The sequence below is a fragment of the Pseudomonas sp. Pseusp49 genome, assembly GCF_059491875.1.
Window position 1 is genome coordinate 6830993 of sequence record NZ_CP168514.1, and the last position, 18539, is coordinate 6849531.

Below are 18539 nucleotides of genomic sequence, written 5' to 3' on the forward strand. Positions count from 1 at the left end.
GTACTGCCTTTCGCCATGAAATATCTTGCTCTGATCGTGTCACTTGTTGTGCTGGCCGGCTGCGCCAGCGGTCCCCGTTTTGATACCAGTCATCCTTCAGCCAATTACGACAGCCGTGTGCAGTTCGTGGTGCTGCATTACACCAACGCCTCGCTGGAGCGTTCGCTGCAACTGCTGACCCACGGCGAAGTCAGCAGTCATTACCTGATCGGTGACGACAAGGGCGCCACAATCTACAAGCTGATGGATGAAAACGTTCGCGCCTGGCACGCCGGGGAGAGCGAATGGGATGGCCGGACCTGGCTGAATTCCAGTTCCATCGGTATAGAAATCGTCAACCCGGGGTTCAAGGACACTCCAACCGGGCGTGTGTGGTACCCCTACAGCGAAGATCAGGTTCAGTCCTTGATCGTATTGCTCAAGGACATCAGCAAGCGCCAGGGTATCAAGCCTCGCGACATCATTGGCCATAGCGATATTGCGCCGTTGCGCAAACTGGACCCGGGGCCGCTGTTCCCCTGGAAGCGACTGGCTGCCGAAGGTCTGGGCATCTGGCCGAACGAACAGGCTGTCGCGCGCCAGCAAATGCTGTTCGCCGAACAGCTGCCGAGTATCAGCTGGTTTCAAGCGCAATTGGCCCGCCTGGGTTATGCCACGCCACAAACCGGCGAGCTCGATGTCGCGACACGCCATGTGATAGCAGCCTTCCAGATGCATTTCCGCCCGGCACGCTTCGATGGAACTCCGGATGCGCAAACAGCCGCGCTGCTTTTGGTATTGAACCAGACAAAATAATGGCGCCCGCCCGGCGGTCAGGGCTTTTTCCCAAGCAGCAGCTATAACTCATTGGTAATCCATCGGATATTGCGCAATGACTGCTGCTCGAGAGACCTTCCGTAGTTGGTTCCATCGCCCCTGGTTCCTGGGGCTGATGTCGGCTGTCTTGAGCGCAACGTTGTTGATGGCCGGCAGCCTGTTCGTCGCCATTCATCAGGTCGAGCAAAACGAAAGCGAAGAAATGAATGCTCAGGGTGAGCGCTTTCTCGCCCGCCTGGAACAGCTCTTCGGGCAACTGCGTGAAAGCCTCGACGACCTTGAAGCGCAGCCGTTGCGCGGTTGCGATGCTGAAATGATCGCGACCTTGCAACAGGTTACGTTCAATTATCGCTTCGTCTACGAAGCCGCCTATATGGACTCTTCGCGAATCTGCTCCAATCGCCCTCGCCAGGAAGGGCTGTCGCTGATTCGAGCGCCAGACATCAAAGGTCCGACCTACAGCTATTGGCTCAACACCACCACCGAACCCGATGAAAACCGCGCCGCCCTGATGCTGGGGCGCGGTAATTTTCGGGTCGCGACCTCTCGCGGGCATTTGACCGATATGGTCGACCTGTCGCCGGGCAGCAGCCTGCTGGTAGTGCTGGACCATGGTACGCGCGCGATTCCGGTATTGGGCTCTTCCCAGATCTGGCCCCCGGTCGAGGCCTGGCCCCCGAAAAACCGTGATGCTCTGCAGATCACCCAGACACGCCTGATATACCGCATGCCCACTGACAACCCGGAGTATCAATTGGTGTTGATCAGCCTGCGTACGGGCATGCATATCCCGTCGGTCTGGTGGTGGCTGCTGCCGGCCAGCCTTGCGCTGGGCATATGCGTCGGGTTCCTAGTGTTCCTGCTGGTGCAACAGCGGCAGTCGCTGGATGCCGAACTGGCCGGGGCGATTCGCCGGGGCGAGTTGCAGGTGCTGTATCAACCGATCTTCGACCTCGATAGCCGCAACTGTGTCGGGGCTGAAGCGTTGCTGCGCTGGCGCAGGCCGGACGGCACCCTGACCAGTCCCGACCTGTTCATTCCGATGGCGGAGGACACCGGGCAGATCCGCCAGATGACGGATTTCGTCTTGCAACGTTTGCTCGAGCAACTCGGTCAGTTGCTGCGTGCCAACCCGCAACTGTACATCTCGGTCAATCTCGCAGCGTGTGATGTGATGGTCCCGCGAATCGGCCAGGTGATGGCGAGGCTGCTGACCCTGCACCGCGTCGCTGCGCGGCAAATCGCCTTCGAGGTTACCGAGCGTGGGCTGGTCGATGTGGTGGTGGCCCGGGAAAACCTACAGTCGCTGCGGGATGTCGGGCACCAGGTGTTGATCGATGATTTTGGCACCGGCTACTGCAGCCTCGCCTATTTGCAAACCCTGCCGGTGGACTGCCTGAAAATCGACAAGGCGTTCATTGATGCGTTGGGCCATGACGCCGCCAGCAGCGGTGTGGCCCCGCACATCATTCACATGGCCCAATCGCTGCATTTGAAGGTGATTGCCGAGGGCATCGAACATGAGGCCCAGGCCGAGTTCCTGAGCAGTGAAGGCGTGAAGTTCGGCCAGGGCTGGCTGTTCGCCCACGCGCTGAGCGCGGTTCAGTTCATTGAATTGATAACCCGGGGGCGACGTCGAGCGGGCGGCCGGCGCCTGGATGACGAAGCGTGACCGCGATCTAGACCGTCAGCGCCATGTAGAACTGAGTACCCTGCCCCGGCCGTGAATAGACGCCCATCCGCCCGCCATGCAATTGCACGATTTCCTTGCACAATGCCAGGCCGAGACCGGCTCCGCCTTTCTTGCGTCCGACCTGCACGAACGGCTCGAAGATCCGTCCCTGCTGACCGTAGGCGATGCCTTCGCCGTTGTCTTCGACACTGATGATGACGCGGTCGCCGTGGCGCCGGGCGTGCAGGCGTATCCGCCCGCCGGAACCGGTGTGGCGCAAGGCGTTGTCGAGCAAATTATCGAGTACCCGCTCCAGTTGTGGCTGATCGGCCTGCAAACGCGGCAAAGGCCCCTGCACTTCCACCAGCAGACTGATGTCCTTCTCGGCGGCCGATGCGGCAAAGCGTGACTCAGCCTGTTCCAGCAGCGCCTCGATGGAACACGGCGCCAAGGTGAGTTTTTGCAAACCGTTCTGGTAACGCGAGAAATTCAGCAGGTCATTGATCAGCTGCATCAGCCGCTGCATCTCTTCATTCACGGTATCGAGCAGGTCGGCTTCCCGGGAGTCCGGGGCAAAGTGCGCGCGCTCGCGGAATAATCCGAAGGCCATGTGCATGCCGGTGACCGGTGTGCGCAATTCATGGGAGGCGCGCAACACAAATTCGCTGCGTACCCGTTCGAAGGCACGCTGCTCCGTGACGTCATGCAGCACCATCACGGCCCCGAGAATATGGCCCTGGGTGTGGCTGACCGGGGTCAGGCTATAGGTCAGCAGTCGCGACTCGCCGTCGACCTCGACACTCAAGTCCTCCGGCGCCCGCTCCAGAGTGCCGCCGCGCAGCACCAGTTGCAGCTGCTCATCGAGTTCAGGGCGCTCCAGCGCCGTGCCCAATCCCTGTCCCAGGCGATCGAATTCCCAGCCCAGCTGACGCTGGGCCACAGGGTTAAGGTGTTCCAGATGGCCCTGACGGTCGATCATCAGCAGCCCGTCGTCGATGCTGTCGAGCACGGCCTGCAAACGCTGCTGGCCGGCCAGCAACTCGTCGACGTTGGTGGCCTGATGTTCACGCAGCGCCTGGGCCATGATCCCGAAACGCCGGGTCAACTGGTTGAGCTCCACTGCCGAGGAGATCGGCAGGGTGACATCGAAATTGCCCTGGCCGATATTGTCCGCTGCCTTGGCCAAGGCTTCGATGGGCGCCCCGAAACGCCGGGCAATGGCCTGCGCGGTCACGAAGCCGATGATCAGCACCGCCAGCCCCACCAGGGCGAGCAACCCGGCGATCAGCAGTGCCCGCTCCCGGGCCTGGCGCTCGGTATCGTTGATGGTATCCAGCGCGCGCTTGTGCTCGGCGATCAGACCATTGCGCAGTGAGTTGAATTTTTCCGTCAGGTTGTCATGGCTGCTGAGCACAGTCGAAGGGTCCGGGGACGCCTCATAAGCTTCGATAAAGCGCTCGTAGTCAGCCTTGGCTTTTCTGAAGCCGTACTCGCTTGCGTTCTGCTCGGGTTCCTGGGCGATGCCTTCCTCCAGCAATTGGAAGTAACGCTGCTTCGAGGCGGCGAAAGCGGCGGAGTCAGGCTTCTCGCTGAGCATGATGATCAGTTGATCACCCAGGGTCTGGCGCAGCTTGAGTCCCAGGTCCAGGGTGATGAAGTTACTGCGGGTCAGTGCTTCCTGGCTGCCGGCCATCTGCATCACGCTGACCAGCCCGAGCAGGAGCCCGAGCAAGGCGACGGTGATCAGTGCGGAGATGCTCAGGAAAAGCCGGGTCCGCAGTTTCATCGCCAGTTTCATCGGCTATTGCTCACAAGTTGTACTGCTTGCGTTTGCGGTACAGCGTCGAAGCATCGATGCCCAGGGTTTTGGCCGCTTGGTCCAGCGTGTCGGCGGTGGCGAGGACCGCGCCGATGTGGGCCTTTTCCAGCTCATCCAGGCTCAGCGCTGCGCCGATGCGCGGTGCGTTGTTGACCGGGGTTTCGGCCATGCCCAGATGACTGATCTCGACCCGCTCCTGCGGACAGATGATGCTCGCGCGCTCGATCACGTTGCGCAGCTCACGGATGTTGCCCGGCCAGCGATAGCCCAGCAGGGCTTCCCGGGCCTCGTCGCTCAACGCGCGCGCGGGACGGGCATACTCCTTGACGAAACGCGCCAGGAAACGATCGGCAAGGTTGAGAATATCTTCACGGCGTTCGCGTAGTGGCGGCAGGTGCAGGGTAATGACATTCAGGCGATAGAGCAGGTCTTCACGGAAACGACCATCGCGGACCATGTCCTCGAGGTTGAGGTTGGTGGCTGCAAGGATGCGCACATCGGCACGGCGGGTCACCGGATCTCCGACGCGCTCATATTCTTTGTCCTGAATGAAACGCAGCAATTTCGGCTGCAATGTCAGCGGAAAGTCGCCGATTTCGTCGAGAAACAGCGTCCCGCCGTCCGCCTGGTTGACTCGGCCCAGGGTGCTTTCGCTGGCGCCGGTGAAGGCGCCACGACTGTGGCCGAAGAGCTCGCTTTCCATAAGCTCGGCGGTCAGCGACGGGCAGTTGATCGTGACGCAGGATTTCTTCGCGCGTTTGCTCCAGCCGTGAATGGCTTGGGACAGCTCGCCCTTGCCGGTGCCGGACTCACCGAGAATCAGGATATTGGCATCGGTCGTGGCCACCTGGCGCGCGGTTTCGAGTACCACTTTCATGGCCGGGCTGTGGGAGTCCAGACCATCCTTGGGCTTGCGCACTTCACCTTCCAGGGCTTCCAGCCGCGCCGACAGCTGCCGCACTTCCAGTTGCTTGGCGGTTGCCAAGCGCAATTGATCGGGGCTGCACGGCTTGACCAGATAGTCGGCGGCACCGGCCTGAATCGCATCCACCGCCGTGTCGACGGCTGAGTGTGCAGTGACGATCACCACCCGCATCCAGGGCGCCTGGATACGCATCTGGGCCAGCACATCCAGGCCGTTGTCTTCACCCAGACGCAAATCGAGGAAGCACAGGTCGAAGACCTGCCGCTGCAACAGGGCTTCTGCCTGCGCGGCGCTGGTGGCGGTGGCAACGCTGTAGCCTTCGTCTTCGAGGCAGTAACGGAAAGTACGCAGGATGGCGGACTCATCATCCACCAGCAGAATGCGGCCTTGGTGCTCAGTGGCTGATTCCATTTTCCTACGCTCCTTAATGAATGATCTTGATTTAGTCCCGGAGAAATCGGGCAAGTTGCATGATTGATTCTGAGCCATTCCTGTCGTGGCAGGGTAGCTTTCATCCGATGTATCGGTTTGCCAGCTGATTTAGCGGGTCTTTTAATAGAAGCCCGGTTTCCGACAGCGGCCAGCGTGTATTTCTGACATCCGGGTCCTCCTCTCAATTCAAAAAATTTACGCCTTCATTCAAATGAATCGTGCAATACGCACGACTGCACAAGGGGCATCGTGCAGGATGCGTACGATGTGATTTCTTTGATGATCATAAGATATTGATATTAAAGGGAATTAATTCGGTTCCAATGCTGGCATGCGGGCTGCAATTGTCTGGTTAACCAGGGCATTCAAAAACAAGCGCCCGCTTCGAATACCGACCCGAGTGGTAGGAGCTCCAGGATGAACCGTCAACGTGCCGCCCACCTGCACCTCTCGCCTGTACATATTCAGCAAGGACTGTTTGCTGTTCTTGCGCTGTTGCTCACCCTTATCGGCGGCCAACAGTTTCTGCGCTGGGAGCAGAGTCAGCAGCCGCAAGCGCCACACCTGTCGATTCAGCATCCGACCCAAACCCATTTCAGTGCTGTTGGCAGCCTTCAGCCCGATAGCACCCCGATGCGCATGATGGACGTCGACCAGGCCGGGCCTGCTGGCGAGATACGTCATCAGGAGCGCTGGGTGTTCTAGGTAAAAAAATTCCGCCGCAGCGATGTGCCGGGAAATGCAACACCTCTAAATAGAAGCGTAAGGAGAATCACCATGTTGAGCTGGGCAATCACATTCCTGATCATTGCCATCATCGCTGCAGTACTGGGCTTCGGTGGTATCGCGGGCACCGCCACGGGAATCGCCAAGATTCTGTTTGTCGTGTTCCTGGTGATGTTCATTGCTTCCTTCTTCTTTGGCCGTCGCGGTCGAGGCTGACATGAACGGTTTGTTCAAGACAATGGCAGCCGCCCTGCTATCAGGGCGGTAGTGCCACGGCATGCGGGCTGAGGTTGCTCTCCGGCATGCCTGAGGCCTTCATGCAAGGCTTGTCGATAGAACAGAATTTGTACACGAAGGAGGTCACAGCGCCTCTTTCCATCTGCGTCACCTGAGGAAGGCTGGCGCATGACCAAGGGGTCGGGACGTTCTGCCTGTTTCAGGGGCGGAGTGACCTACGGGTACAGGGAGTACTTGCGTAAGGGCCGGGTCAGGAAAAGCTGCTGCGCAAGTTCGCCGGACCATCATGGCTCGACGAGCTTGCGAAGGGCTGGATCATGCAACACATTGAAATAGAGCGTTCGTCTCGATTTCATCACTGTTATCGCGTCCTTGTCCCTGTTACGCCGGAAATTACTTTTCCCGGTGTTTCACAGGCGACCGTATATCGAGAAAAATCCCTTTTTTTTGGCCACGATTTTTCGCTTTGTCCTGCGGGATTCTGCTGAAAAATCAACGGACGGCCACTGCTCAAAAAACATTCAATCTGCTCTGTGATGACCGGTTCACGGCACTTATGCCTGCCGAAATGTCGCATTCGAACCGATTGCGACGTCGCATTCAGTGAAAAAACCTCATGCCGATTCGGCATAGGGTAGGCGTTTACGGCATTAGACGGCGCTTCCTTGCATCGGAATAGTTGCGCCTTTTTTCGCCTGCCAGAGAGCCGCAAACACGCGTTCCGGGGCACCTTATACGGGGGGTAGATGCACTAGACTTTTTCGCCACGAGCGTTCCAGTTCGCGCATCTCCCTGAGTCAAACGCAAGTAAGGGTAAAGATATGAAGAAGGCAAAGCTTAGCCTCGCCTGGCAGATCCTCATCGGTCTGGTATTGGGGATAGCAATCGGTGCGCTGCTCAACCATTTCAGTGCCGAAAAAGCCTGGTGGATCAGCAACGTCCTGCAACCAGCAGGCGATATCTTTATCCGTCTGATCAAGATGATCGTGATCCCGATCGTCATCTCCTCTTTGATCGTCGGCATTGCCGGCGTCGGTGACGCCAAGAAGCTGGGGCGCATCGGCTTCAAGACCATCATCTACTTCGAAATCGTCACCACCATCGCCATCGTGGTCGGTCTGCTGCTGGCCAACCTGTTCCATCCGGGTGCCGGCATCGACATGAGCACCCTGGGCACCGTGGACATTTCCAAGTACCAGGCGACTGCCGCCGAGGTCCAGCATGAACACGCGTTCATCGAAACCATCCTCAACCTGATCCCGTCGAACATCTTCGCGGCCATGGTTCGCGGCGAAATGCTGCCGATCATCTTCTTCTCCGTATTGTTCGGTCTCGGGCTGTCGAGCCTGCAGGCAGACCTGCGCGAGCCACTGGTGAAGATGTTCCAGGGCGTGTCGGAAAGCATGTTCAAGGTCACTCACATGATCATGAACTACGCCCCGATCGGCGTGTTCGCACTGATCGCGGTGACCGTGGCCAACTTCGGTTTCGCGTCGCTGTTGCCGCTGGCCAAACTGGTGATCCTGGTTTATTTCGCCATTGCTTTCTTCGCGTTCGTGATCCTGGGCCTGATTGCCCGCCTGTTCGGCTTCTCGGTGATCAAGCTGATGCGCATCTTCAAGGATGAGCTGGTACTGGCCTACTCCACCGCCAGCTCCGAAACCGTGCTGCCGCGCGTGATCGAGAAGATGGAAGCCTACGGCGCGCCGAAAGCCATTTGCAGCTTCGTGGTACCGACCGGTTACTCGTTCAACCTCGACGGTTCGACCCTGTACCAAAGCATTGCGGCGATCTTCATTGCCCAGCTGTATGGCATCGACCTGTCGATCAGCCAGCAACTGCTGCTGGTCCTGACGTTGATGGTCACCTCCAAAGGCATCGCCGGCGTACCGGGCGTGTCCTTCGTGGTCCTGCTGGCCACCCTCGGCAGCGTCGGTATTCCACTGGAAGGCCTGGCGTTCATCGCCGGTGTCGACCGCGTCATGGACATGGCCCGTACCGCACTGAACGTGATCGGCAACGCCCTGGCCGTTCTGGTTATCGCTCGTTGGGAAGGCATGTACGACGATGCCAAGGGCCAGCGTTACTGGAACTCCCTGCCGCACTGGCGTAGCAAGGAAAAACTGCCGGCTGGCGAGATTTCCAAGAACTGATGCAATACCCCCTGTAGGAGCCGGCTCGCTGGCGATGAACGATAACGCGGTGCGACGGATGCACCGCGGTGTGGCAATCGCCAGCAAGCCGGCTCCTACAGATGCGTGACATTTCAATGAACCCCGGAGAAATCCGGGGTTTGTCGTTTCTGGCCACCCCGCTATCATTCGCGGATATTTTGGGGGATTTGACTGATGCTCAATGGCCTTTGGCTTGGCTTCTTCATCGTGGCAGCCGTTTCAGCGCTGGCGCAGTGGCTGATTGGCGGCAACGCCGGGATATTCGCGGCGATGGTGGAGAGCATTTTTGCCATGGCCAAGCTGTCGGTCGAGGTCATGGTGCTGCTGTTCGGCACCCTCACCCTCTGGCTGGGATTTCTGCGCATTGCCGAGAAGGCCGGCATCGTCGAATGGTTGGCCAAGGCCTTGGGGCCGTTGTTTTTGCGTCTGATGCCTGAAGTCCCGCCGGGTCATCCGGCCATCGGCCTGATCACCCTGAATTTCGCCGCCAACGGCCTCGGTCTGGACAACGCCGCCACGCCTATCGGCCTCAAGGCCATGAAAGCGCTGCAAGAACTCAACCCCAGCGCTACCGTCGCCAGCAACGCACAGATCCTGTTCCTGGTGCTCAATGCCTCTTCGCTGACCCTGCTGCCGGTGACCATCTTCATGTACCGCGCCCAGCAAGGCGCGCCTGACCCGACGCTGGTGTTCCTGCCGATCCTGCTGGCGACCAGTTGCTCGACCATTGTCGGCTTCCTGTCGGTGGCGTTCATGCAGCGCCTGCGCGTCTGGGATCCGGTGGTGCTGGCCTACCTGATCCCCGGCGCCCTCGCCCTCGGTGGTTTCATGGCGTTGCTGGCGACCCTTTCGGCGACCGCGCTGGCCGGCTTGTCATCGATCCTCGGCAACCTGACGCTGTTTGGCCTGATCATGCTGTTCCTGCTGATCGGCGCGCTGCGCCAAGTGAAGGTCTACGAGGCTTTCGTTGAAGGTGCCAAGGAGGGTTTCGACGTCGCCAAGAACCTGCTGCCCTATCTGGTGGCGATGCTCTGTGCGGTGGGTGTCCTGCGGGCCTCCGGGGCGCTGGACTTCGGCCTGGACGGGATTCGTCATCTGGTGGCGTGGGCCGGCTGGGACACGCGCTTCGTCGATGCGCTGCCGACGGCGATGGTCAAACCCTTCTCCGGCAGTGCCGCCCGGGCGATGCTGATTGAAACCATGAAGACCTCGGGCGTGGACAGCTTCCCGGCGCTGGTCGCGGCGACAATCCAGGGCAGTACTGAAACGACGTTCTATGTGCTGGCGGTGTACTTCGGTGCCGTGGGCATCCAGCGTGCACGCCATGCGGTTGGCTGCGCCTTGCTGGCGGAGTTTGCCGGGGTGCTGGGTGCAATCGGCGTCTGCTACTGGTTCTTTGGTTGATCGGCGCCGTCAGCCAGCGTCTTGAGCGCGGCCTTGCGCTCATCCGTCGGCAAGCTACCGAGCTTTTCCACGGCGACATAGAACCTGGGCCAATCGCCATCCATCTGATGGAATAGCGCGTCAAATGCCGGTACCCACTGGTCGTACAAGCCAAACGGCAATAGCCGGGCATTGTTCATGGGGGCATGGATCCAAGTGTCGTAGCGTTTGTCTCCAGCCCACTGACTGTCGCGCAGTTGCCGGTATTCGCTGCGCATGCGCTCGAACTCGACCGCCTTGCGCTGGCGCATCTGTTCGGTTGGCAACGGCAAGGCGTAGAGCTTTTCCAGCCGGGCGCGGGTGTCCAGCACCAACTCTGTAAACTGGTCGCGCTGACGCGCCTGTGCATTGTTGTCCGGTGGCAGGTGGCGATAGGCACGCCACTCGCGAGCACCTTCCTGCTCGACGAAGGTGGCAAAGGATTCGTTGAACTCCGTGTCGTCCTTTACATAGACGCGCTGATGGGCCAGCTCGTGAAAGATCAGTGTGGCCAGTCGCTCATCCCCCCAGCCCATCATCGAACTGATGATCGGGTCGTTGAACCAGCCGAGTGTCGAATAGGCCTCGACGCCGCCAATCGACACGTCCATGCCCTGCAAGCGTTGCAAGGCTGCTTCGCCGCGCGCTGCGCTCTGACTGTAGTACCCGCGGTAGGCCACGCAGCCGGCAATGGGAAAGCAGTGGTTTACAGGCTTGAGGGAAAATTCCGGCGTGACGAAGACATTCCAGACGACGAAGGGGCGGCCAATGTCCGCGTACAAGCGGTAACTTTGGTTATCCGGCAGGTGCAATTGCCGGCTGGCGAACGTTCGGGCCTTTTGTGATTGCTCCAGGTGTATACGCAGTTTCTGGTCGCGCGCCGGGTCGGCAATCACGTTGGAAACCGGCTCCCTGGCCCGCAGCAACTGCAGTTGGCCGCTGGCCAGTTGGCTGTAATAGCTGATGCTGGTGCAACCGTTGAGCAACAAAAACAGCACGCCCGGAAACAAAACGCGAAAAACGCGATCAAGTAACCCAAGGCTAGGAAGCGGCCTGATCACAATAATTCTTCCTTGGAGAGTCTTCCCGCAAGACTATCCCGCCTGACTGGAGCTCCGCTATGCGCACGATGATACTGACAGGAAGTCTGCTGTTGCTGGCCGGCTGTGCCGGATTCGGATTACCCCGCCATGATCCTGCGCAAGCCTGGATCGACCTGGACTCGAAGCAAGAAGATACGGCGTTGCAGGCACTGGAGGTCGATGACAAGGCTACCGACGACAAGCGCTACTTCGAGGTTCAGCCCGGTAGCCATGAATTGACAGTCCGCTACCAGTTTCCGGTGCAGCCCACCAACATCGGCCCCGACGCCGAGCCGTTGTGGCGCGATTGTCAGCTGAACGTGAAATTCAAGGATTTCAACGCCGGCGAACGTTATCAACTGCAAGCGGGGAACATTGGTTTTCGGCCGTGGGCCAAGCTCTATGATCAGCAGCGAAAAGTGATCGGCCATGGCACCCCTGCGGGCTGTCAACGAACCTGATCGGCGTTATGCTGGGTGCATATCCCCTGGGACATCCATCATGCGCAGGTTGATGCTGTTACTCGCCGTCGGTGTCGTCGCGGGCTGTCAAAGCCCGATGCCGACACCTGATCCAAAAATGGCCTGGGTTGATTTTTCGACGCCCTTCCCTAACGACAAGTTGTTGATGGCTGAACGCCTGGACAAACAACGATTGCGCGATGGGCGTTATTTTGAAGTGATGCCCGGCAGCCACGAACTGATCGTGCGTTTCGACTTTGAAGTCCCCGGCGGCGGATTGGGCATGATGAGTGGTCCCTCTGAACGGCTGTGCTACCTGACCATCCGTTACGATCATTTCGAAGCCGGTCAGCGTTATGTGCTCGAGGGCCGCTCCATTGCGCTTACCCCCGGCGCCCGGCTGTACAACGCCAAGCGCGAGATCGTCGCTGAAGACGTCGAAGCCTACTGCCTGATGTGAGATGTCAGCGGTCGTTCTTCTGGTAGATGATTTTTTTGGTGCCGTTTTCGCACGAGCCAACGACCATGTTCTGGTCGTGCACTTCGTCGTTGGTGACGATTTCAAGCGTGTAGGAAGTGACGCCACTGGCCTGGATCTTGGCTTCGATCTCGGCCTTGAGTTCTTCGCAGGGTTTCGGTGCTGCAAGGGCCGACGTGGCCAGTGCGCAACAGATAACCGCCAGGGTAAAACGTTTCATGGTTGAAGCTCCTTTGAGGCAGCACGCCTATACACAGGTTTTCGCTGCTGTCATTTATTCGACCATATTATTAGCGGGCAAATCTGTCACGACGCAAAAAAGATCGCAGCCTTGGGCATCTCTTGCCGAATGATCCCGGCAGGTTGCGCAAGGCTCGCAAGGCTGCGATCTTTTCGTTTCAATGGAGATCTAGCTGACCAATGTTGCCTCCAGGCTGATCTTTGCATTCAGCACCTTGGACACCGGGCAGCCCTCTTTGGCCTTGTTGCTGAGTTCTTCGAACTGCGCCTGGCTTGCCCCGGGGATTTTCGCCTGCAGAATCAATTTCACTGCGGTGATCGCAAAACCGCCGTCCACTTGATCCAGAGTGACTTCCGCCTGGGTATCGATGCTATCGGCCTTCAGGCCGGCGTCACCGAGGATCATGGAGAACGCCATGGAGAAACAGCCGGCGTGGGCTGCGCCGATCAACTCTTCCGGGTTGGTGCCCCGGCCGCCTTCGAAGCGTGCCTTGAAGCCGTAGGGGGCTTCCCGGAGCACGCCGGTTTCTGTGGAAATCGAGCCGATGCCGGTTTTCAGGTCACCTTCCCAATGGGCCGATGCTTTCTTGACGATAGCCATGCCAGTCTCCTAAAGGTCGGCGCGAAAGGTCGCGCCTGCGGGGTTTTCGGTTGCCAGGGTTGTGAGGATAGACGAAGGGGCAAAGTTCACTTCGTCCGATCAATCTGCTTTTTTCGCGGGATTTTTTACCTGGCTATTGAAACTCGGGTATATGCCCACATTGCATGAACACGCTTTTGGATTCGGCAGGTTTGCGTTCGCAAGAACAAACCTGCGCCCTCAATTGGAGAAGCAGGTTTATGAAACGACTGTCCGATATCAAGTTCTCGACCCTCGATCTGGTGCCGGTGCGTGAGAACGGCAGCGCGGCCCAGTCGCTGCGCAACTCGCTGGACCTGGCGCAGCATGTCGAGAAGTTCGGTTACAACCGCTTCTGGGTGGCTGAACACCACAACATGGACGGCATCGCCAGTTCTGCGACCTCGGTATTGCTCGGTTATCTGGCCGGTGGAACATCGACCATTCGAGTCGGTTCAGGCGGGGTGATGTTGCCCAACCACGCACCCTTGGTGATTGCCGAGCAGTTCGGCACCCTGGAAAGCCTTTATCCGGGCCGGATTGATCTGGGCCTGGGGCGCGCCCCCGGTTCCGACCAGATGACCGCACGTGCATTGCGCCGCGAGCGCTCCGGCAGTGCCGACGACTTCCCGGAAGATGTGGCGGAACTGGTGCGCTACCTCGGGCCACGTACCCCGGATCAGCGGATCATCGCCATGCCGGGAACCGGGACCAATGTGCCGGTCTGGTTGTTGGGATCGAGCCTGTTCAGTGCACAGCTGGCCGGTGAGCGCGGTTTGCCCTACGCCTTCGCTTCGCATTTCGCGCCGCGCTACATGCATGAAGCGATTCGGGTCTACCGCAATCACTTCAAGCCCTCAGCCGTTTTGGATAAACCCTACGTAATGCTCGGCGTGCCATTGGTGGCAGCCGATACCGACGAGCAGGCCGAGTACCTGGCGACTTCGGTGTTCCAGCGGATTCTCGCCCTGATGCGCGGCCAAAGCCTGGTACAGCGTCCGCCGGTGAAGACCATGGACGGCCTGTGGCTGCCCCATGAGAAAGAGGCTGTGCACGACTTTCTGGGTCTGGCCATGATTGGCAGCCCACAGAAAATCCGCGCCAAACTCGAGGTCCTGATCGAACAGACCCAGGCTGACGAGCTGATTTTCACCTGTGACCTGTACGAGCATGCGGACCGCCTGCATTCCTACGAGCTGCTGGCGCAGGTCATGCGCGGCTGATACACAAACGACAGGCATGAAAAAGCCGGCGCCAGGGCGTCGGCTTTTTCTTTCAGGCGAGAATCGGCTTACTTTTTATAGACGATTACTTTGGCGCCCTTTTCGCATTTACCAACAACTTTTCCGCCAGCGGCGCTACCTTTATCGACAATCTCCAGCGAATAACCGGAAACGCCCTTGGCATCAAGTTTCGCTGCGATTTCGGCTTTCAACTCTTCGCATGGCTTGCCACCGTCCGCCAATGCGGTCCCCGCAAGGCTCAACAAACCTACTACCAACATAAACTTCTTCATCGGTTGCATTCCCTGGTCGGATCATAGGGGTAACCAGCCGTCAGCCGGACGCACTCATGCAGCGCTTTGCCCTTCCCTATGGCATTCGGCCGGCGTGCAAGTTCAGAAGATTAGCCCAAAGTCAGCTGCTGGCAATCCGGAATCCGACTTTCAGGGTCACCTGAAAGTGCGCCGCCTTGCCGTCCCTGATGTGCCCACGGGTCTCGGTGACTTCAAACCATTCCATGTACTTGATGCTTTTGCTGGCTTCGGTCAGGGCGTTGTTGATCGCATCTTCGATACTGCTGGTGGACGAGCCGACCAGCTCGACTTTCTTGTAGGTGTGATGGTCAGACATGGCGTTCTCCTTGGCGTGTGAATTACAGCCTAGCAGTGATTTTTCCTATTTCTTCTGTTGGCCGTTCTGAGAGTGAAGTTCAGATTTTCTGCACTTTCTCGAACCTCTGAAGTCCCAACCAACACACGCCACTCATCACCAATGCAGGAGAGCCACCATGGCCAACACCTCGTTACGCAAAGCCTCATTGCAAAGCATGGAAGCCGAGATCGAGAGTCTGCTCAAGTCTTTGGAAAGTCTGAAGGACGACGCCTCGGACGAGTCGCGTAAAACCCTCAAGACCCTCAAAAGCAACGCCGAAAATGCCTTGAAGCACTCGCGCCATCTGCTTGCCGACGCCTATGAAGAGGTCAAGGTCAAAACCCGCGAAACAGGGATTGCCACCCGGGACTACGCCCAGGAGCACCCCTGGACTACAGCCGGTGTCGCCGTGGGCGCATTGGGCCTGCTGGCCGCTTATCTATTGTGCAAGCGCGATTAATCTACCCGGCGCAGCTCGTTTTTCAGCCACTGCGCCAGTTGCCTGGCGCGCCCGTCCGCGGCGCGCTTGGGTAGCCACAACGCCAGTTGTGCCGGGGTTTCACTGAAGCCCCATGGCGCAACCAGGCGGCCGGCCTTCAAGTCCTCCGCCACCAAGGGTTCGGGGGCAATCGCCACGCCCAGCCCCGCGACGGCGGCTTCCAGCAAGTAATACAAATGTTCGAATCCCTGACCGTACTTCAGTGCCCTGGCGTCGAGGCCGCATTGTTGCGCCCAGTTTGGCCAGGCTTGCGGGCGTGAGCTGGTGTGCAGCAAGGGTTCGTACAGCAGTGCGCTTTCCGGCGCTTGCTTGAGCCGCTCGTAGCCGGCGAACCGAGGGCTCATGACCGGACCGATACGTTCGCTGGCCAGTTCGAAAACCTGCATGTCCGCCGGCCAGGGGGGCTCGGCAAAGACCAGCAAGGCATCCAGTCCCGGTCTTCGCGGATCGAGATCGCCTTCTCCGGCCGACAGGTGCAGGCGCAGGTCCGGCAGGTCGGCATTGAGTCTCCCCAGTCGCGGAATAAACCAGCGCGCCAGCAGGCTTCCCGAGCAACCGAGCACGAACGGAGCATCGGCCGTGCTTTGTGTGAGTTCCGCGCAGACGCTGCGCAGGCGCTCGAAGGCTTCACTGCTGGCGTCACGCAGGCGCAAGCCGGCATCTGTGAGTTTCAGGCCGCGACCGTCCTTGATGAACAGGCTGACGCCGAGGTGTTCTTCAAGCACCTTGAGCTGCCGGCTGACCGCACCATGGGTGACATGCAGCTGCTCGGCGGCCTGACTGACGCTGTTCAAGCGGGCAGTGGCTTCGAAGGCGCGAAGCGCATTCAGCGGAGGAAGGTCATGGCTCATGGGATCTGTGAGTTTTCCTGACAGGTTGTGGCGATCTTATCGGTTTTCAGGCCGGGGCGTCAGGGGTAGAGTGAAGCCCACTATCTCTTTATGCATCACTTCACGCATTCAACTGGAGCGCCAAATGACCCAGACTAATCTGCGCAACGGCCCTGATGCCAACGGCCTGTTTGGCGCGTTCGGTGGCCGCTATGTCGCCGAAACCCTGATGCCGTTGATCCTCGACCTGGCCCGTGAATATGAGTTGGCCAAGGAAGATCCTGCATTCAAGGAAGAACTGGCCTACTTCCAGCGCGACTACGTCGGACGTCCAAGCCCGTTGTACTTCGCCGAGCGTCTGACCGAGTTCTGTGGCGGCGCGAAGATCTATCTCAAGCGCGAAGAGCTGAACCACACCGGCGCACACAAGATCAACAACTGCATCGGCCAGATCCTGCTGGCGCGGCGCATGGGCAAGAAGCGCATCATCGCCGAGACCGGCGCCGGCATGCACGGCGTGGCGACTGCCACCGTGGCTGCGCGTTTCGGCCTGGATTGCGTGATCTACATGGGCACCACTGACATCGAGCGCCAGCAGGCCAACGTGTTCCGCATGAAGCTGCTGGGCGCCGAGGTTATCCCGGTGGTCGCCGGCACCGGCACGCTGAAGGATGCAATGAACGAAGCCCTGCGTGACTGGGTGACCAACGTCGACAGCACCTTCTACCTGATCGGCACCGTGGCCGGTCCGCACCCTTACCCGGCGATGGTTCGCGACTTCCAGGCCGTGATCGGCAAGGAAACCCGCGAGCAGTTGCAAGCCCAGGAAGGTCGCCTGCCGGACAGCCTGGTAGCGTGCATTGGCGGTGGCTCCAACGCCATGGGCCTGTTCCATCCGTTCCTGGACGACAAGAGTGTCGAGATCATCGGCGTTGAAGCGGCCGGTTACGGCATCGAGACCGGCAAGCATGCGGCCAGCCTGAACGGCGGCGTTCCAGGCGTGCTGCATGGCAACCGCACGTTCCTGCTGCAGGACGACGATGGCCAGATCATCGACGCCCACTCGATCTCCGCCGGCCTCGACTACCCGGGCATCGGCCCGGAACACGCCTGGTTGCATGACATCGGCCGCGTTCAGTACACCTCGGTGACCGACGACGAAGCCCTCGCCGCGTTTCACCAGTGCTGCCGCCTGGAAGGGATCATCCCGGCCCTGGAAAGCGCCCATGCCTTGGCTGAAGTATTCAAGCGCGCACCGACCTTGCCAAAGGATCACCTGATGGTGGTCAACCTGTCCGGCCGTGGCGACAAAGACATGCAGACCGTGATGCACCACATGGAACACTCTCAACACGAGCAATCCAAGCAGGAGAAACACTGATGAGCCGCCTGCAAACGCGTTTTGCCGAACTCAAGGAACAGAACCGCGCCGCCCTGGTGACTTTCGTGACCGCCGGCGACCCGGGTTATGACACCTCCCTGGCCATCCTCAAGGGCTTGCCGGCGGCTGGCGCCGATGTGATCGAGCTGGGCATGCCCTTCACCGACCCGATGGCTGACGGCCCGGCTATCCAGCTCGCCAACATCCGTGCGTTGGGTGCCAAGCAGAATCTGGCGAAAACCCTGCAAATGGTTCGCGAGTTCCGCCAGGACAACAACGAAACGCCGCTGGTGCTGATGGGGTACTTCAACCCGATCCACATGTACGGTGTACCGCGCTTCATCGCCGAAGCCAAAGAGGCCGGCGTTGATGGCCTGATCGTGGTCGACCTGCCGCCGGAGCATAACGGCGAGCTGTGTGACCCGGCGCAGGCTGCGGGCCTGGACTTCATCCGCCTGACCACGCCGACCACCGACGATGTGCGCTTGCCGACCGTTCTCAACGGCAGCTCCGGTTTCGTCTACTACGTCTCGGTGGCCGGTGTGACTGGCGCCGGTGCCGCCACGCTGGAGCACGTCGAAGAAGCGGTCGCCCGTCTGCGCCGCCATACCGACCTGCCGATCAGCATCGGTTTCGGTATCCGGACTCCGGAACAGGCAGCGTCCATTGCACGCCTGGCTGATGGCGTGGTGGTGGGCTCGGCGTTGATCGATCACATCGCCAATGCCACGTCCCCGGAACAAGCCGTGGATGGCGTGCTGAGCCTGTGCTCGGCATTGGCCGAAGGCGTGCGTAAGGCCCGCGTGAGCTGAAGGCAACGCTCCTGATTAAGAGACTGAACAGCAAAACGCT

General features: G+C 59.5%; 20 protein-coding genes. 12 read left to right on the plus strand and 8 right to left on the minus strand.

Going from position 1 to position 18539, the window contains the following annotated elements; genetic code table 11:
• Positions 1 to 15: 15 nt before the first annotated feature.
• Positions 16 to 795: an N-acetylmuramoyl-L-alanine amidase gene (locus tag ACEN83_RS30655; protein WP_495579165.1), complete on the plus strand. Its 780-nt coding sequence runs from the start codon at positions 16 to 18 to the stop codon at positions 793 to 795.
• Positions 796 to 871: 76 nt separating this feature from the next.
• Positions 872 to 2488, plus strand: a complete 1617-nt coding sequence (locus ACEN83_RS30660; RefSeq protein ID WP_116579872.1) for an EAL domain-containing protein — start codon at positions 872 to 874, stop codon at positions 2486 to 2488.
• 7 nt (positions 2489 to 2495) lie between these two features.
• Here the strand turns inward: ACEN83_RS30660 and ACEN83_RS30665 are convergent, their stop codons facing one another.
• A complete protein-coding gene (locus tag ACEN83_RS30665; RefSeq protein ID WP_495579166.1) occupies positions 2496 to 4286 on the minus strand; it encodes an ATP-binding protein in 1791 nt (596 codons plus the stop codon).
• Positions 4287 to 4296: 10 nt separating this feature from the next.
• Positions 4297 to 5643, minus strand: a complete 1347-nt coding sequence (algB, locus tag ACEN83_RS30670; protein ID WP_007969783.1) for a sigma-54-dependent response regulator transcription factor AlgB — start codon at positions 5641 to 5643, stop codon at positions 4297 to 4299.
• 438 nt (positions 5644 to 6081) lie between these two features.
• Between algB and ACEN83_RS30675 the strand changes: the two genes are divergently transcribed.
• The 4 genes from ACEN83_RS30675 (at position 6082) to ACEN83_RS30690 (ending at position 10205) form a co-directional block, all read left to right on the plus strand.
• Entirely contained in the window at positions 6082 to 6369 is a 288-nt protein-coding gene (locus tag ACEN83_RS30675; protein ID WP_495579167.1) for a hypothetical protein, read from the plus strand.
• A gap of 72 nt (positions 6370 to 6441) precedes the next feature.
• Positions 6442 to 6606 carry a DUF1328 domain-containing protein gene (locus ACEN83_RS30680; RefSeq protein ID WP_003177151.1) on the plus strand — a complete coding sequence of 55 codons (165 nt, stop codon included), beginning with the start codon at positions 6442 to 6444 and terminating at the stop codon, positions 6604 to 6606.
• Between the two features lie 842 nt (positions 6607 to 7448).
• A complete protein-coding gene (gltP, locus tag ACEN83_RS30685; protein WP_495579168.1) occupies positions 7449 to 8780 on the plus strand; it encodes a glutamate/aspartate:proton symporter GltP in 1332 nt (443 codons plus the stop codon).
• 195 nt (positions 8781 to 8975) lie between these two features.
• Complete coding sequence (locus ACEN83_RS30690; protein WP_116579875.1) at positions 8976 to 10205, plus strand: nucleoside recognition domain-containing protein; 1230 nt, start codon at positions 8976 to 8978, stop codon at positions 10203 to 10205.
• Here ACEN83_RS30690 and ACEN83_RS30695 read toward each other — a convergent pair.
• Positions 10187 to 11284: an aminopeptidase gene (locus tag ACEN83_RS30695; RefSeq protein ID WP_495579169.1), complete on the minus strand. Its 1098-nt coding sequence runs from the start codon at positions 11282 to 11284 to the stop codon at positions 10187 to 10189. The genes ACEN83_RS30690 and ACEN83_RS30695 overlap by 19 nt on opposite strands.
• Before the next feature lie 59 nt (positions 11285 to 11343).
• Here ACEN83_RS30695 and ACEN83_RS30700 point away from each other — a divergent pair, with 59 nt between their 5' ends.
• Both ACEN83_RS30700 and ACEN83_RS30705 read left to right on the plus strand, forming a co-directional pair.
• Positions 11344 to 11766, plus strand: coding sequence for a PA0061/PA0062 family lipoprotein (locus tag ACEN83_RS30700; RefSeq protein ID WP_493728406.1), 423 nt, complete (start codon positions 11344 to 11346; stop codon positions 11764 to 11766).
• Between the two features lie 40 nt (positions 11767 to 11806).
• Positions 11807 to 12226 carry a PA0061/PA0062 family lipoprotein gene (locus ACEN83_RS30705; protein ID WP_429389692.1) on the plus strand — a complete coding sequence of 140 codons (420 nt, stop codon included), beginning with the start codon at positions 11807 to 11809 and terminating at the stop codon, positions 12224 to 12226.
• Between the two features lie 4 nt (positions 12227 to 12230).
• On the opposite strand, the gene ACEN83_RS30710 is transcribed toward ACEN83_RS30705, so the two are convergent.
• The gene (locus ACEN83_RS30710) at positions 12231 to 12464 is read right to left on the minus strand and encodes a DUF1161 domain-containing protein (protein WP_116579879.1); all 234 of its coding nucleotides are present in this window, start codon (positions 12462 to 12464) and stop codon (positions 12231 to 12233) included.
• A 189-nt stretch (positions 12465 to 12653) separates the two neighbouring features.
• A complete protein-coding gene (locus ACEN83_RS30715; RefSeq protein ID WP_116579880.1) occupies positions 12654 to 13085 on the minus strand; it encodes an OsmC family protein in 432 nt (143 codons plus the stop codon).
• Between the two features lie 239 nt (positions 13086 to 13324).
• On the opposite strand from ACEN83_RS30715, the gene ACEN83_RS30720 reads away from it, so the two are divergent.
• On the plus strand, positions 13325 to 14326 hold the full coding sequence (locus ACEN83_RS30720; RefSeq protein WP_495579170.1) for an LLM class flavin-dependent oxidoreductase: 1002 nt from the start codon (positions 13325 to 13327) through the stop codon (positions 14324 to 14326).
• Between the two features lie 68 nt (positions 14327 to 14394).
• Here the strand turns inward: ACEN83_RS30720 and ACEN83_RS30725 are convergent, their stop codons facing one another.
• Positions 14395 to 14619 carry a DUF1161 domain-containing protein gene (locus tag ACEN83_RS30725; RefSeq protein WP_116579882.1) on the minus strand — a complete coding sequence of 75 codons (225 nt, stop codon included), beginning with the start codon at positions 14617 to 14619 and terminating at the stop codon, positions 14395 to 14397.
• Positions 14620 to 14740: 121 nt separating this feature from the next.
• The gene (locus ACEN83_RS30730) at positions 14741 to 14956 is read right to left on the minus strand and encodes a dodecin (protein ID WP_015092929.1); all 216 of its coding nucleotides are present in this window, start codon (positions 14954 to 14956) and stop codon (positions 14741 to 14743) included.
• Between the two features lie 157 nt (positions 14957 to 15113).
• On the opposite strand from ACEN83_RS30730, the gene ACEN83_RS30735 reads away from it, so the two are divergent.
• A complete protein-coding gene (locus tag ACEN83_RS30735; RefSeq protein WP_007969764.1) occupies positions 15114 to 15437 on the plus strand; it encodes an ElaB/YgaM/YqjD family protein in 324 nt (107 codons plus the stop codon).
• On the opposite strand, the gene ACEN83_RS30740 is transcribed toward ACEN83_RS30735, so the two are convergent.
• The gene (locus ACEN83_RS30740) at positions 15434 to 16327 is read right to left on the minus strand and encodes a LysR family transcriptional regulator (RefSeq protein ID WP_495579171.1); all 894 of its coding nucleotides are present in this window, start codon (positions 16325 to 16327) and stop codon (positions 15434 to 15436) included. The two genes, ACEN83_RS30735 and ACEN83_RS30740, sit on opposite strands and share 4 nt — an antisense overlap.
• Before the next feature lie 124 nt (positions 16328 to 16451).
• On the opposite strand from ACEN83_RS30740, the gene trpB reads away from it, so the two are divergent.
• Both trpB and trpA read left to right on the plus strand, forming a co-directional pair.
• On the plus strand, positions 16452 to 17687 hold the full coding sequence (gene trpB / locus ACEN83_RS30745; RefSeq protein WP_116579884.1) for a tryptophan synthase subunit beta: 1236 nt from the start codon (positions 16452 to 16454) through the stop codon (positions 17685 to 17687).
• The gene (trpA, locus tag ACEN83_RS30750) at positions 17687 to 18499 is read left to right on the plus strand and encodes a tryptophan synthase subunit alpha (protein ID WP_015092933.1); all 813 of its coding nucleotides are present in this window, start codon (positions 17687 to 17689) and stop codon (positions 18497 to 18499) included. The genes trpB and trpA overlap by 1 nt, the downstream gene beginning before the upstream one ends.
• The last annotated feature ends 40 nt before the right edge of the window (positions 18500 to 18539 follow it).